Annotated in this window: 12 protein-coding genes and 1 pseudogene; 5 read left to right on the forward strand and 8 right to left on the reverse strand. The window is 69.0% G+C overall.

Annotated elements, in window-relative coordinates:
- Positions 1–109: 109 nt before the first annotated feature.
- Positions 110–316 (reverse strand): hypothetical protein, encoded by a 207-nt coding sequence (locus AB0J53_RS42500; RefSeq protein WP_364183336.1) that lies wholly within the window; start codon positions 314–316, stop codon positions 110–112.
- Between the two features lie 38 nt (positions 317–354).
- Between AB0J53_RS42500 and AB0J53_RS42505 the strand changes: the two genes are divergently transcribed.
- On the forward strand, positions 355–1,254 hold the full coding sequence (locus tag AB0J53_RS42505; RefSeq protein WP_364183339.1) for an Ig domain-containing protein: 900 nt from the start codon (positions 355–357) through the stop codon (positions 1,252–1,254).
- A gap of 460 nt (positions 1,255–1,714) precedes the next feature.
- On the opposite strand, the gene nuoH is transcribed toward AB0J53_RS42505, so the two are convergent.
- The 3 genes and pseudogenes from nuoH to AB0J53_RS42520 all read right to left on the reverse strand — a co-directional run.
- Positions 1,715–2,962 (reverse strand): NADH-quinone oxidoreductase subunit NuoH, encoded by a 1,248-nt coding sequence (nuoH, locus tag AB0J53_RS42510; protein WP_364183342.1) that lies wholly within the window; start codon positions 2,960–2,962, stop codon positions 1,715–1,717.
- A 56-nt stretch (positions 2,963–3,018) separates the two neighbouring features.
- The gene (locus AB0J53_RS42515) at positions 3,019–3,795 is read right to left on the reverse strand and encodes a helix-turn-helix domain-containing protein (RefSeq protein ID WP_364183344.1); all 777 of its coding nucleotides are present in this window, start codon (positions 3,793–3,795) and stop codon (positions 3,019–3,021) included.
- A gap of 71 nt (positions 3,796–3,866) precedes the next feature.
- Positions 3,867–4,184: pseudogene (locus tag AB0J53_RS42520) on the reverse strand (GNAT family N-acetyltransferase); the annotation flags it as partial.
- An 885-nt stretch (positions 4,185–5,069) separates the two neighbouring features.
- Here AB0J53_RS42520 and AB0J53_RS42525 point away from each other — a divergent pair.
- Positions 5,070–5,930, forward strand: a complete 861-nt coding sequence (locus tag AB0J53_RS42525) for an alcohol dehydrogenase catalytic domain-containing protein (protein ID WP_364183347.1) — start codon at positions 5,070–5,072, stop codon at positions 5,928–5,930.
- Positions 5,931–6,083: 153 nt separating this feature from the next.
- A complete protein-coding gene (locus AB0J53_RS42530; RefSeq protein ID WP_364183349.1) occupies positions 6,084–6,563 on the forward strand; it encodes an alpha/beta hydrolase fold domain-containing protein in 480 nt (159 codons plus the stop codon).
- A 131-nt stretch (positions 6,564–6,694) separates the two neighbouring features.
- Here AB0J53_RS42530 and AB0J53_RS42535 read toward each other — a convergent pair whose 3' ends face one another.
- Positions 6,695–7,219, reverse strand: a complete 525-nt coding sequence (locus AB0J53_RS42535; protein ID WP_364183352.1) for a PadR family transcriptional regulator — start codon at positions 7,217–7,219, stop codon at positions 6,695–6,697.
- Between the two features lie 61 nt (positions 7,220–7,280).
- Here AB0J53_RS42535 and AB0J53_RS42540 point away from each other — a divergent pair, with 61 nt between their 5' ends.
- A complete protein-coding gene (locus tag AB0J53_RS42540; protein ID WP_364183355.1) occupies positions 7,281–8,030 on the forward strand; it encodes an alpha/beta hydrolase in 750 nt (249 codons plus the stop codon).
- A 900-nt stretch (positions 8,031–8,930) separates the two neighbouring features.
- The gene (locus AB0J53_RS42545) at positions 8,931–9,944 is read left to right on the forward strand and encodes a PP2C family protein-serine/threonine phosphatase (RefSeq protein WP_364183409.1); all 1,014 of its coding nucleotides are present in this window, start codon (positions 8,931–8,933) and stop codon (positions 9,942–9,944) included.
- A gap of 173 nt (positions 9,945–10,117) precedes the next feature.
- Here the strand turns inward: AB0J53_RS42545 and AB0J53_RS42550 are convergent, their stop codons facing one another.
- From AB0J53_RS42550 to AB0J53_RS42560, 3 genes are all read right to left on the reverse strand, one after another.
- Entirely contained in the window at positions 10,118–11,059 is a 942-nt protein-coding gene (locus AB0J53_RS42550; protein WP_364183357.1) for a site-specific integrase, read from the reverse strand.
- Between the two features lie 201 nt (positions 11,060–11,260).
- Positions 11,261–12,424, reverse strand: a complete 1,164-nt coding sequence (locus AB0J53_RS42555) for a hypothetical protein (protein ID WP_364183360.1) — start codon at positions 12,422–12,424, stop codon at positions 11,261–11,263.
- Positions 12,421–12,951 (reverse strand): RNA polymerase sigma factor, encoded by a 531-nt coding sequence (locus tag AB0J53_RS42560; RefSeq protein WP_364183363.1) that lies wholly within the window; start codon positions 12,949–12,951, stop codon positions 12,421–12,423. Before AB0J53_RS42560 ends, AB0J53_RS42555 begins: the two co-directional genes overlap by 4 nt.
- Positions 12,952–13,044 lie beyond the last annotated feature (93 nt).

The raw sequence follows: 13,044 nt of genomic DNA on the forward strand, positions 1-13,044 counted from the left end.
CACCCTGTCGCGCCGCTTCGCCACCCGCGAAGACCTCATCAACGCCGTCTTCGCCGACCGCATGGACGCCTACGCCGCCGTCGGCGCCGGACGACGCGAACGCCGGGGGCTACTGGTCGTCGCTGTCGCGGGTGGCCGTGACGTGCTGGACGGCTACGGTCCGGGCCAGCCAGGCGCGGTCGATCCCCGCCGCGGCGGGGTCCTCGTAGCGGGGCTTCTCACCAGCGAGCCGGCGGCGGTCGACGACGTCGTGCTGGAAGGTCTCGTTGTGCGTGAGCAGGTTGTCTTCGAGTGCACGCCCCGGCCCCGGGCTCACCCATTGTCGCCGCTGATGTCCCGTGAGACCATCCAGCGATGCGTGTGAATCTGTGGTATCGCCATTTATCCCGCATCCTCCTGGCCCTGGTCACAGCCGCCTTCTCCATCGCATTCCTGGGCCTGGCCACCCCGGCATCCGCCACCGTTCCCGACGGCGACAACTGCTGGTCGGGCGCGCCGGGCAGCCCACCGAGCAAGACCGTCAACGACAGTGCGACGGTCCAGTGCGACGGTCCAGCGCGCCGCATCGACGCCGCCCCGGCATCCGCCGACCTTCCCGACGGCCACGTCTGCTGGTGGGTCTCGCCGGGCAGCCCGCCGAGCAAGACCGACGCCAAGACCGTCAACTACACCGCGACGGTCCAGTGCGACGGCCCAGTGCGCCGCATCGACCTCACCGTGGAGCTGCTCTACCACGGGCTGATCGGCGGCCCCGGCGTAACCGTGACCGGCCGCACCGACGTTTGGCAGTACACCACCCTGGTCCCCCTGTTCGGCCTCGGCGCTCCCAGCCCGGGCGAGGTGTGCGAGTCCGGCTATTACTCGGGCCGGGCGACCGCCACGGTCCAATACCTGTCGGGGACTCCGGAGTTCATCACCCGATCGACGGGGTCTGGTCCGGTGTTGTTCGACTGCCCGCCGCCGGATATCCCCACGCCCTCGCCGGCGATGACGGTCGTCAACCCGGGCACCCAGAACACGTACCTCCCGGACCGTGTGTCGCTGCAGATGCAGGCCACCGGCGGGAGCGGGTCCTACACCTGGTCGGCGACCGGTCTGCCGCCCGGGCTGACCATCGACACGACGACTGGCTTGATCAGCGGCACGCCCCGTGTAGGAAGCTACAACGTCACGGTCACGGCCGTCGGCGGCGGCCAGGCAAGCACCACCTTCACCTGGCGCATCCGGCGCGATGCCCCCTGCCCCACCTGCTGATCTTGCGCCCCCACGGAAACTCTGCCGGAAAGCCACGGCGCGTACTGTCTGCGGTCCCGGGTCGGTCCTCCTCTCCGATCCCGCTCCGTGCGGGTAGGAGAGGAGCAACCCGTGACACACACCGTGAACGATCTCGTAAGGCATGTAAGGCACTGGGGCGAGCAGTAAAGCCATAGGCGCGAGGTCCGCGAACTCGTCCTGAACTCTGCGCTGAGGGCCCGTAGAAGGCCGGCGGCTTCGAGTTGTCCTTCGCGCTCGCCCCGCCGCGCGCCATCGGCCAGTACCGGGGGCTGTTCGGGATGGGCATGAGCGCGTTGGAGTTCCTCGGCCCGGCCGTCGTTACCACGCTGTGCCTGGGTTGGAGCCGCCCGGCTGGATCGTCCTCGTCGGCCTCCTGGTGGCGCCCGTGGCCCGGCTCGCCGAACGGCGGGCCACCCTGGTCAGCGCCCCGGGTGGCGGATCAGCGGCCGTGATAGTGCGGTAGATCGAGCGGCGGCACCGGGAAGCCGCCTGCGGTCGGCTCTTCGCCGAGCTCCTCGAACTCGGCGTCGGCCTGTGCCTTCCTGGCTTCCCGTCGCCGCTGGCCGACGGTGTCGAACCGCATCCAGATGGCCAGTACGCCGACGGCGATGACGGCCCCGAGCGCGATGGAGACGGTTCCCGGGCTCTGCGTGATCGTCCGGACGGCGGCGACGAGGAGGATCCAGCCAAGGTTGACCGGGATGAGGACCTTCCAGCCCAAGGACATGAGCTGGTCGTAGCGCACGCGGGGCAGCGAGGCGCGGACCCAGATGACGAAGCAGAACGTCAGCGCGAACTTGATGAAGAACCAGAGCATCGGCCACCAGCCATCGTTCGCGCCCGCCCACAGCGAGATCGGGAACGGCGCCCGCCAGCCACCCAGGAACAGGGTGACCGCGATGCCGGAGGCGGTGAACGTGTGCAGGTACTCGCCCATCATGATCAGAGCGAACTTCAGCGACGAGGAGTACTCCGTCTGGAACCCGCCGACCAGCTCACCCTCACCCTCGGGCAGGTCGAACGGAATCCGCGCCGCCTCACCGAACATGCAGACCACATACACCAGGAACGACGGCAGCAGCATGACGCCGTACCACAGCGACGTCTGCGCGTTCACGATCTCCGAGGTCGACAGCGTCCCGGCGAAGATGAAGACGGCCACGAACGACAGGCCCATCGCGATCTCGTACGAGACGACCTGCGCCGCCGACCGCAAACCACCGAGCAGCGCGTACGGCGAGCGCGACGACCACCCGGCCAGCACCACCCCGTACAGCGAGATGGCCCCCATCGCCAGCATGAACAACACCGCCACCGGCAGGTCGACCAGCTGCAACGGCGTCTGGTGCCCGAACATCCACACCTTCGGCCCGAACGGCACGATCGAGAACGCCACGAACGCCGGAACCACCATGATGACCGGAGCCAGCAGATACAGCACCTTGTCCACGGTGTTGGGGAGGAGATCCTCCTTCAACCCCATCTTGATCGCGTCCGCCACCGACTGCAGGATCCCGAAGGGTCCCGCCCGGTTGGGTCCGATGCGGTTCTGCATCCTGGAGATGAGCTTGCGCTCGAACCAGACCCCGAACACGACCCCCAGCGACAGGAAGAGGAACAGGAACACCGCCTTGACGATGGTGATCCCCAGCGGATCCCTGCCGAAGTCGGCGAGCGTGACTCCCATGACGTGCTGCCCCTTCCCATCCCGGCACGCCGTTCGGCCGGGAGCGGAAGGACACGCTATTCGGCGAGCCGCCCGGTGTCTTGAACGAATGCGAACAGCTGCGCGGGCGTCAGCCGCGACATCGCCCTGACCTCCCGGGTGAGATGCGGCTGGTCGGCGAAACCGCAGCTCAGGGCCGCGTCCAGGGTGGCTGACGGGCGGCGCCAGCTGTCCACGGTCCGCTGGAAGCGGGCGATCCGGGCGACGGTCTTGGGTGACAGACCCACCACTCTGCGGAATCCGAGCTCGACGTACCGCCTGCTGACACCAAGCTCGGCGGCGAGGCCCGCGATCGTGCGCGGACAGTCCGGGGCCTGCAGCCGCCACCAGGCGCGCATGATCAGATGGTCGCGTCCCGGGCCGGGGTGCAGCCACGCCGTCAGGCGCTCCCACAGCAGGGCGAAGCGCTCATCCCAGCTCGCTGACTCGCCCAGCCGCCCCGCCAGTTCCTCGGCCCGGACTCCGAGGAGGTCAGCGAGCGGCACGGTCGCCCCGGCCACTTCCCGGACCGGCGCGCCCGTCAGCGCGGACATCCCGGCGGGGGTGAGCCCGACCGCCATCCCGTGACGCCACGGCGTGTGGACCGCGAACGTCGCGGTGGCGCGCGGGCCGGTGACGATCGGGCTCATGCCGGTGAAGTCGACGATCAAGGTGGCCGCATTGAGCGGCAGCATCCGCGCGTCTTCCGCCGTCCGCGTCCGGAACCCCGCCGCCCCCAGCGCGTACGGGCGCAGGTGCGGCGGCGACCGCCGCACGATCATCTCGTACGGCTCGGCCTGTCTCAGCGCGGGCACCGAGTGGATCATGCTGTGGCCGGCAGGAGCATGGCGCGTGCCTGACGTGCGTCAGACACGTTCTGAATCCTTCATGTGCCTAGCATGCCTGACACCAACAGCACCGAAGATAACTGGTTGGGCCCCCGGGGCATGGCGCGTGGACCTCCCGGGCGATGGATGTCCTTGATCGAGCCGCACCTTCCGCTCGCTCCAGCTCGATCGGGGCCAGCGGGGCCCTTCCTCGATGGGTAAAAGCGGGTCCTGCTGGTCTCGGTGAAGCTGTGCGTGGCGTAGAACCGGCGCGCCTGGGTGGAGTCGCGGAGGGTCCACAGATGCACGTCGTCGTACCCGGCATCTCGCATCCCGTCCAGCACGGCCGTCAGCAGGGCCCTCGCGATGCCGCTGCCCCAGACGTCCGGGCCGGGAAGCGGAGGCCCCGAACACGGCGGAGCCCCCCGGCCGGTCGTTCAGCTGCGCCAGCAGGATCGTGTCCCCACCCTCGGCCAGAACGCGGTGCGCCGCAGGCCCCCCGACCGGCCCAGGCAGGGTCCGTCACCGAACGATGCGACGGTCAAGGCTCTACAGCTCGTTATGCCGTGTTGGGGCGCTGCTCCTCGGTGATCGTCGACTCACGGGCGCTGTGACGTTGTTGAGAACGGGTGAGGTGGAGAAGCTGACGGGTCGCCGTGCTCGTCGTCGAGCTGGAGGCAGGGTGCTGCCGCCGACGTGGCCCTTGGCCTGGCTGGATTGGGGAGCCGGCGGGGATGGCGTGTCGCCGCAGGCCGGCCTCCGGGTTTCTGGAACAGCCGTGCCCTGAGCGGCTTGACGGGAACGTTCCAGAAATGCGGTCCCCCAAGTCGACCAATGCGGACACCGTGAACTCCGTCCACAGAGCCGTCCCCCACCCTTGCGACTGCCGCACCTGGTCCAGTGCCGCCACCATGAGCGGGATGAGCAAGCCCCAGGCGCGGACGCGAGAGCACAGCAGCCAGCAGGCCGCCCGGTTGGCCATGCCTGCCAGGTCGGTCAGCCATTCGGCGGCGCGGAAGTGCCGGGCTGGACCGGCGATCAGGACGGCCGTCTCCAGCAGGGGTCCCGGCTACCGGGACCCCGTCAGGCAAATCCGTTGGAAATATCCCTGGGATACAGCGAGGCCGACAAGTGGCGCGAATTCCTCCGCGAATGCAGGCGCGCATCTGACCTGCGGTTGAGGAGGATGGGCGTGCGTGGCGCGATACCGGTCATGGAAGGCAGCCGACGACAGGCCCTGCACAGTTTCAAAGAAGAGACGCATGAGAGCAGCGGTGTTCTACGGCAAGGAAGACCTCCGCATCGAGGAGGTGCCGGAGCCGACTCCCGGACCGGGTCAGGTGAAGGTGCGCATCGCCTACGCCGGCATCTGCGGATCTGATGTGCACACGTACTTCAGCCCGGAGTCGAACCCGTTCGACCTGGAAACCCCGCACCCGCTGACCGGAGCCAAGCTGCCTCAGATCATGGGGCACGAGCTCGGCGGCACGATCGCCGAACTCGGATCAGGCGCCACGGGCATCGACGTCGGGGATCGCGCTGCCGTTCACCCGATCGTGGCGACCTGTGGAGAGTGCGCCTCGTGCCGCCGCGGCGTCCCCATGACCTGCCGGCTGATGGCGTCGCTGGGCACGAACGCGAGCGGCGGAGGTCTGGCCGAGTACGTCGTCGTCAACGTCTCGCAGCTGCATCTGATCCCGGAGGGCCTGGAGCTGCGCATGGCGACGCTCGTCGAACCGATGGCAGTGGGCTGGCACGCGATGGTGCGCAGTGGCGTGCAGGCGGGCGGAACCGCACTCGTCCTCGGGGCCGGGCCGATCGGCATCGGCGCGTGGAACGCGCTGCGTGTCCAGGGTGTGGAGAAGCTGCTCGTCTCGGAGCCGAACGCCGAGCGGCGCGGTGCGATCGCCGCGCTGGGGGCCCGGGTGATCGACCCGGCCGGCGACGACCTCGCCGCGGCCGTGAGCGAACTGACCGGCGGCGAGGGCATGCAGGCCGTCATCGACGCCGCCGGAGCGCCCGCCGCCTTCACCGCAGGCGTGGCGAGTCTGCACCCGGGGGCCGGATGGTCGAGGTCGCCGCATACGAACGACCGGCCGAGATCCAGCCGACCGATCTCATGATCGGCGAGCGCGAGCTCGACGACGTCGTCGACGCCATCCACGCACTGCGCGCCGGTCAGGGCTCGAAGATCCTCATCCGCATCGGCTGACCACCGTCACCGGCGCAGGACCGACAACGTCCTCGGACGGCCGTCACCAGAACGGAGCACTCCAATGACCGACGCCATGGCGCTACCACCGAACGACCCCGAGCTTCTGGTCGCCGACCGCACCCTGTTCACCCCGGTGATCACCGATTACGAGGTGTTCCAGTCGCTGCGCAGCGCACCGGAGATGACCATCGACATGTTCCAGGAGCAGCTCGACCAGCACGATCTTGTCCACGAAGAGCACACCGTACCCGTCCCTGAAGGCCAGATGATCCTCTCGATCGTCCGGCCGCGCAGCGCGGCCCAGCCGCTCCCCTGCCTGTACGACATCCACGGTGGCGGCATGATCCTCAGCAACCGGTTCTCAGGGCTGCTGCCCGAGGTACTCCAGCTGATCGCCGGCAACCAGCTGGTCCTGGTTTCTCCCGAGTACACGCTCGTACCCGAGGCCCGTGCGCCGCAGGCCGCCGTCGAATGTCACGCCGGGCTGAAGTGGGTCGCCGAGCACGCCGGCGAACTCGGGCTCGCCGAAGGACGGCTCTGAGGCGGCTAACGAGACTTCCGTCCGCATGCTGGTCACCCCTCGCTCCTGATCCGGTGTTCATGGTGAACGTGCGGTGGCTGGCCCATGCGCCCAGCTATGCTGCAGGACGACTGCGGCACATACGCGCCGCTCTATGCGCCCAGCACGGCCAGGGTTTCCCGCAGCCAGCCGATCTCGGTTCTGCTGGTCGCGGTGGCGATCGTGAACAGTCCTTTGCGGAACGGATCGTCGAAGTCGGCGGCGCGCAAGGGCCGGTCGCCGTCCCAGAAGAAGCTGGCCGGTTCGGTGAGGAAGGCCAGCCTGCGTCGCAGCACTCCCGCTTGGAGTGCAGGCTGGTCGAGGTGGCGCAGGAACGCCAGCATCGTGAACCAGCGATTCTCATCGGTGATGAACGGCTCATCCGGTTCGGCGAGCCGCCGCCGCAGCTCGGCGCGCCCGGCGTCGGTGAGGGTGAGTACGTGCCTGGGCGCGGCCTGAGCGCCAGGCTGAAGGTCGCGTTCGAGCAGGCCGTCGCGCTCCAGGCGTTTGATCGCTGGGTAGAGGGTGCCGTCGGCGATGGGCCGGACGTGGCCGGTCAGGGCGGCGACGCGTTTGCGCAGCTCGTACCCGTGGAGCGGCTCGTCGTAGAGGAACCCGAGGATCGACAGCTCAATCATCCCCATAGGATACATCGACAACTTAGTATCTCGACGGTTAGATACCTCGGAGGAGATGGTCATGAGAGATGCGCAGGTGCTGCCGGACGGGAGCCGGATTCGCTGGGCCGAGGTGGCCGGGCGCGAGCCGGTCCGGGTTTATGTGCACGGGCTGGGCGCGGCGGCAGCGCCGTACTTCCTGGAGGCCGCGAGCAGACCGGAGCTGGCCGGGCACCGGAGCCTGTTCGTTGATCTGCTGGGGTTCGGGACCAGCGATCGACCCACCGCGTTCGGCTACAGCATGGAGGAGCACGCGGATGCACTCGCGACCGCATTGCGTGCGGCGGACGTTCGCGCGGCACAGGTGATCGCGCACAGCATGGGCGGGACGATCGCAGTGCACCTGGCTGAGCGGCACCCCGAGCTGGTGGCCGAGCTGGTGCTGGTGGACGCCAACCTCGACCCGATCCAGCCGACGCCGCGCCCGACCATCGCCGCCTACACCGAGGACGGGTTCGTACGGCACGGCTGGGACGAGACCCTGACCCGGGTCGGCCCGCACTGGGCGGCCACCATGAGGCTTGCCGGCCGCGAGGCACTGCACCGGAGCGCGGTGCACCTCACGCAGGCCGATGTACGAGAACGGCTGCGGAGGCTGCCGATCCCGCGCGCCTACCTCTACCCGGCCATCGACGGCGAGCTCGCCGGGGCGGCCGAGCTGGAGACCTCCGGGGTACGGCTGATCGCGGTCCCGGACACCGGCCACAACATCATGATCGACAATGCGAAGGCGTTCGCCAGCGAGGTGGGCGGCTTGCTCACGAGATCGTGAGCAGCGCTTCGGCTGCGCGATCGGAGCTGTCTGCCGGGCCCATAGTCAGGCAGTCTTCGAACGCCGATCGTTGTGACGGCTGACGCGCCTGGCACGACTGTTCCACAAACCCGCAGGCCGGCATGCCCAACCTGCGGCGACACGCCATCCCCGCCGACTCCCCAATCCTCTACAACTGGGCCAACGGCCACGTCGGCGGCAGCACCGCGCCTCCAGCACGACGACGAGCACGGCGACCCGTCAGCCTCTCCACCTCACCCGTTCTCAACAACGTCACAGCACCCCTGAGCCGACGATCACCGAGGAGCAGCGCCCCAACACAGCATAACGAGCGGTTGAGCCTTGGCCTCTACACCGGGGCCACGCAGCCTGCCGAGGCAGGCACTGCGCCGTGCTGGTCGACAAGTACAGCATCGTCCGCTCGTTTGCTGGACGAGTCCAAGGCTCGGGGTGCGGCGGCTGGGGCGCAAGGTTCTGGCCGCAGTGCGTGTTCTGCCGGATCTGACGCGCCGGCGCGTCTCCCGCAAGCCCCTCGCGTCGCAGGAGATCGACGCCTCCCTGGTGACGGCTGAGCGTCCTGCTCCCCCGCTCAGATGTCAACGGCTCTGGACCGTGACCTGACGCAGGGATGAATCTGTCGGGTGATCTTCTCGGGCACGACGGCATCGCACCACCTGGGAGAAGGTTGCCTACACGACCTCCAGGCAGACAGTCATCGGCACAAGGAGGGGTCACATGGGCGCGCCGAAAGGGCTGGGCGGAGATATCGCTGATAGAAGGTGGTTTGGTGGCGAAGGGGGCAGGGTGACGGACGACGCTGAGGGGCGGCGCGGGGCCAGTCCCGCTCTGCGGACGCCACAGCTCCTGGCTGGGCTCGTCCTCGTCACCGCCGTGGTGATCATGCTGGACGTGTCCACGGGCACCGCGGTCCGCTTGTACCCGCTGTTGATCTTCCTGCCAGCCATCGTGTCAGGGCTCGGGGTGGTGTGGCAGACAGCTGTCGCCGCAGCGTGGGTGCAGGTGGTGGTGGTCGGCACGGCGATCTACCTGCGTGGCGAGCCCAACGACATCCTGTTGGCGGCCGGGTTCACCGGCCTGTTCGGGTTGCTGAGCGTGGCCGGGTGCCGCTACCGGGTTAAGCGGGAGGCGGAGGTCTTCCGGTTGCGTTCGGCCACCTCCGCCCTGAGGCAGCTCCTGGTGCGCCCGCTGCCTCTGCGCACGGCGGAGATCGTGGCGGAGGGCCTCTACCAGCCGGTAGAGGAGGACACCATGATGGGCGGTGACATGTACGACGTGGCCGTCGCCCAGACCGGCACCCGGGTGCTGATCGCGGACGTGCAGGGCAAGGGCCTGTCGGCGATTGGGATGGTGGTCGCGCTGCTGGGTTCGTTCAGAGAGGCGGCCCACCGGGAGGAGACACTCACCGGCGTAGTGGCCGCACTGGAGAGCTCGGTGGTCAGGCACAACTACTTCGCGGCTCAGAACGGCGAGCCGGAGCGGCTGGTCACCGCGCTCATCCTGGACATCAAGGACGCCTCGCTGACCGAGGCGGTCGAGGTGGTCAACTGTGGCCACATCGCCCCGTACGTGGTTCAGGGCCGTGACGTCCGGCAGGTGGACCTGGGGCAGGCGGAGGTCCCCCTCGGTCTGGCGGCGCTGGCTCCGGCGCCGCGAGCAGGCGTGTCGTTCAGATTCGCGCGCGGTGCACGCTTGCTGTTGTGCACGGACGGAGTGACCGAGGCGCGGGACGCGGACGGCAGGTTCTATCCCTTGGAGGAGCGGTTGCGCGCGTGGGCCGCGGACCCGCCCACCGGTCTCGTCCGCGCGCTGAGCGAGGACCTGCATGCCTTCAGCGCGGCCGGTCAGCACGATGACACCACGATGCTCATGTTGCGCAGGACTGGGCCGTCCTGACATCTCGGTCGCACCGAAGCCCGGACTCAGCGGCACGAGCCGCGCTCGTCGTCTCGGCATCACCGTGGTCATGCCGCCATCTCCGCCATGGTCGGTGGCGGCCTTTAGATGATGCGCATGCCGGCGTAATGGCCCGGAACTCCTATAGCTACGGCGAGCCGCCATTCAGTTGATCAGTGGGTACGGCGGCGGAGCGCCAGCACCTCGGTGACCTTGGCGATGGCCTCAGCGCCGGGTTTGACATAGCGCATGGCAGTGCGGGGATTCTTGTGCCGGGTCTTGCCCATGATGAGCCGCAGCGGGATCTCGGCTTCGCCGAGGTGGGTGGCCGCGCTGTGGCGCAACTGGTGCAGATCGAGCCCGGCGTACTTCTCCAGCAGGACACGGGCGCGGTCGTAGCCGAGGCGGGCGCGGCCGGTGTGCGGGCAGATGTCGCCGGGTCCGGGCCGACGGGCCGGGACCGGACGCCGCTCGGACAGGAACAGTGGGCCGTGCGTACGGGCGCTGCCGTCCGGGAGCCTGAGCAGGCGGGGCAGCAGGTGGGCGGCGCCGCGGTCCCAATACACCCACTCGACGGCGCCGCCCTTGGACCGCACAGACGCGCGGCGGTGCTCCAAGTCGAGGTCCTCGACGTTCAGCGCCAGGATCTCCGCGGCCCGGGCCGCCGTTTCGTAGAGCATGCGCCACAGCGCCCGCTCGCGAAGGGGGATGTCCCGGCGTGCAAGCAGCCGGTGGATCGTGGTCCTGGCGACCGCGCGGGTCTCGTCGGCGGTTTCCTTGCGGCGTTCGGCGTCGGCTGGGACTGACGGTGCGGCCCAGTGCTTCTTGGTCTGGCACCAGGCGAGCCAGGAGGTGACGGCGGCGCGGTTGCGGTTCCAGGTCGCCGGCGCGCTCGCTCCCCACAGCTCGGCGAGGGCGGTGCCGATCTCGGCGTCGGCCACCTCCGCCAGCGGCCGGTCGCGGCCCAGCCGGTCGATGACGCGGTCGATGGCGGAAGCGTAGGCGCGGTGGGTGTTGGGGTTGGCCGTGCGCGGGGTGGCGAGGAAGGCGTCGGCGGCCGCGGCGAGGCTGACGTCTCCACCACGCAGGGCGGTGATCTTCGGTGCGGCGCTCATGCCGGCCGCCCAGTGGTCGTCGCGTCGGTCTGGGCGATGTACCGGATAGCGTGCCGGAGTCGCGCACCGCCCCGGCGAGACGTTCTCCAGGTCGTCGCGCCGCCGTGGTCGCTCATGTACGTGATAATGGACAATTATCACGTACATGACTTGACGACTTCCTGTACGTTCAGGGTTGAGCTGCCGAGTGGATGTCGGGCCTCAGCCGACGCAGTCCTTCCGGTCGGTCTGTGTGGGGGCGGAACACGCCTCGGGAAGCCGGGCGGGGGTGTCGGTCCAGGCGGCTCGCTGGTAGACGAGTGCGTGGTAGACGGTTCCCGCGGGCAGACCCGCCGCCCCTTCGAAGCCTGCCGGATCCTGCGACCAGGGCTTCACGACGGTGTTCTGCAGCGCGAGTAGCCGACCGCTGGATTCCTCCACGATGAGTTGCTGCTCGCTCTGCCCGTCCCCTACAGCCTGCGTCCATCCGATGCCGACCCCTAGGCGGCCCTCGGCATCGGGGATCCGGCCGAGGGCGCGGGTGCCGGGCAGGTTGGCCACCATCCGGTAGAGGGCCCCGCGGGTGCCCGCTGAGATCGGGGCGTGCTGGAGCAGGTCCAGGGAGATGCCAAGGAGCCATGAGTCCTTGGTGGGTAGCGAGGTCCCCGCGGGCGGTGACGGCCAGTCCTTCATCGTCTCGCTGTAGGCGGGCCAGAACGCCAGCAGGCGTTCGCGCAGCGCGTCCGGTGCCTGAGGAAGATCGAGCAGCTCAGCGGCGGGAAGCGTGAGCCCCTGATCTCCGTAAGGCCAGGTGCCGGCCATGAAGATGAATCTCGTGCGTCCGAGCGGAGCCGTGTCGTTCTTGCAGTCGGTGTCGTTGCCGCACAGCTTGGGTTTCCCTGCTCGCCGCCACGCCTGCTCCTCCTGTCCGGACGCCGGCACGGTGGGCAGTCCGCGTTCGGTGAGCACGGTGAGCGTCGCCGGGTCCCGCGGGGCCCATCGGCCGGTCTGGACCCGGGTCTTGATCCGGTACCGGTTGCCCGGTGCCCCGATGATCTCCTCACCTAGAATCAGGCCTTCGGTGTACCAGAACCGCCCGGGCGTCTGCTGCTGCGCTGCCGCGTTGCGGGCCGCCGTGTCCAGCGCGTTCCCGGCGGGATACGTGGCCACCTGCCCCATGGAGACGCCGGGGTCGAGCAGGCGGGGGAAGGCCAGCGCCCCGATCACAGAAACTGTGGCCAGCGACGCGGCGACCGCCCCGGCCCACCGTACGCGGCCCCGTCTCACCGGCGTGGGCAACTCCTCCATCGCCCTGGACGACCCCGGCATGTCGAGGTCGGCGGGCCGGGCCGCCGCCAGCAGATCGAGCGCGTTCTTCCGTTTCACTTCTCCTCCTCCGGGATGAATGCGGGCCGGGGGCCGACTGCCGTCACGTTGTTCATGGCGGCCTCCAGCCGTCGGCGGGCCCGATGCAGCCTGACGAAGAATGCCGATCGCGAACTTCCCACCACCGCGGCCGCCTGCGCCGAGGTCAGCCCGTGCCACGAGACCAAGGTCAGCACTTCTTTGTCCGCGTCGCTCAACGTGGACAGGGCTTTCATCGCGGTGGCCCGTTCGGCCACCTGGTCGGCCACGTCCCTCTCCAACTCCTCGGTCCAGCCGCGCAGCGCCTCGTCCAGCGCCGCCTGCCGGAGCTCCGCGCGATAGAGCTCGCGGATCACGTTGTGCGCCACGCCAAGTAGCCAGGGCAAGGGCGCCTTGGCCGGGATGACGTCCCGCCGTCGCCACACGACCACGAACGTCTCGCTGACCACCTCCTCGGCCAGCCGGCGACCACATCTGCTCACCGCGTACGCGTACACCCGGGGGCGGTACGCATCGAACAATGCGGCGAACTCATCATCACTCAGCACATAGGCTCCTTCTTTGGCCCTTACATCAGGTAATGGTCAAAGGCGGATCAGTCTTACAGCCGATGCGAAGACCGTTCCCTCGCGAACATGCCG

The sequence above is a fragment of the Nonomuraea sp. NPDC049725 genome (assembly GCF_040674795.1).
Classification (GTDB): Bacteria; Actinomycetota; Actinomycetes; order Streptosporangiales; family Streptosporangiaceae; genus Nonomuraea; species Nonomuraea ceibae.

Bases quoted from the DNA above. Each gene is read 5' to 3' on its own strand.
- AB0J53_RS42505 (WP_364183339.1), top strand. From the start codon at position 355: ATGCGTGTGAATCTGTGGTATCGCCATTTATCCCGCATCCTCCTGGCC.
- nuoH (WP_364183342.1), bottom strand. From the start codon at position 2,962: ATGGGAGTCACGCTCGCCGACTTCGGCAGGGATCCGCTGGGGATCACC.
- AB0J53_RS42525 (WP_364183347.1), top strand. From the start codon at position 5,070: ATGAGAGCAGCGGTGTTCTACGGCAAGGAAGACCTCCGCATCGAGGAG.
- AB0J53_RS42530 (WP_364183349.1), top strand. From the start codon at position 6,084: ATGACCGACGCCATGGCGCTACCACCGAACGACCCCGAGCTTCTGGTC.
- AB0J53_RS42535 (WP_364183352.1), bottom strand. From the start codon at position 7,219: ATGATTGAGCTGTCGATCCTCGGGTTCCTCTACGACGAGCCGCTCCAC.
- AB0J53_RS42540 (WP_364183355.1), top strand. From the start codon at position 7,281: ATGAGAGATGCGCAGGTGCTGCCGGACGGGAGCCGGATTCGCTGGGCC.
- AB0J53_RS42545 (WP_364183409.1), top strand. From the start codon at position 8,931: ATGCTGGACGTGTCCACGGGCACCGCGGTCCGCTTGTACCCGCTGTTG.
- AB0J53_RS42550 (WP_364183357.1), bottom strand. From the start codon at position 11,059: ATGAGCGCCGCACCGAAGATCACCGCCCTGCGTGGTGGAGACGTCAGC.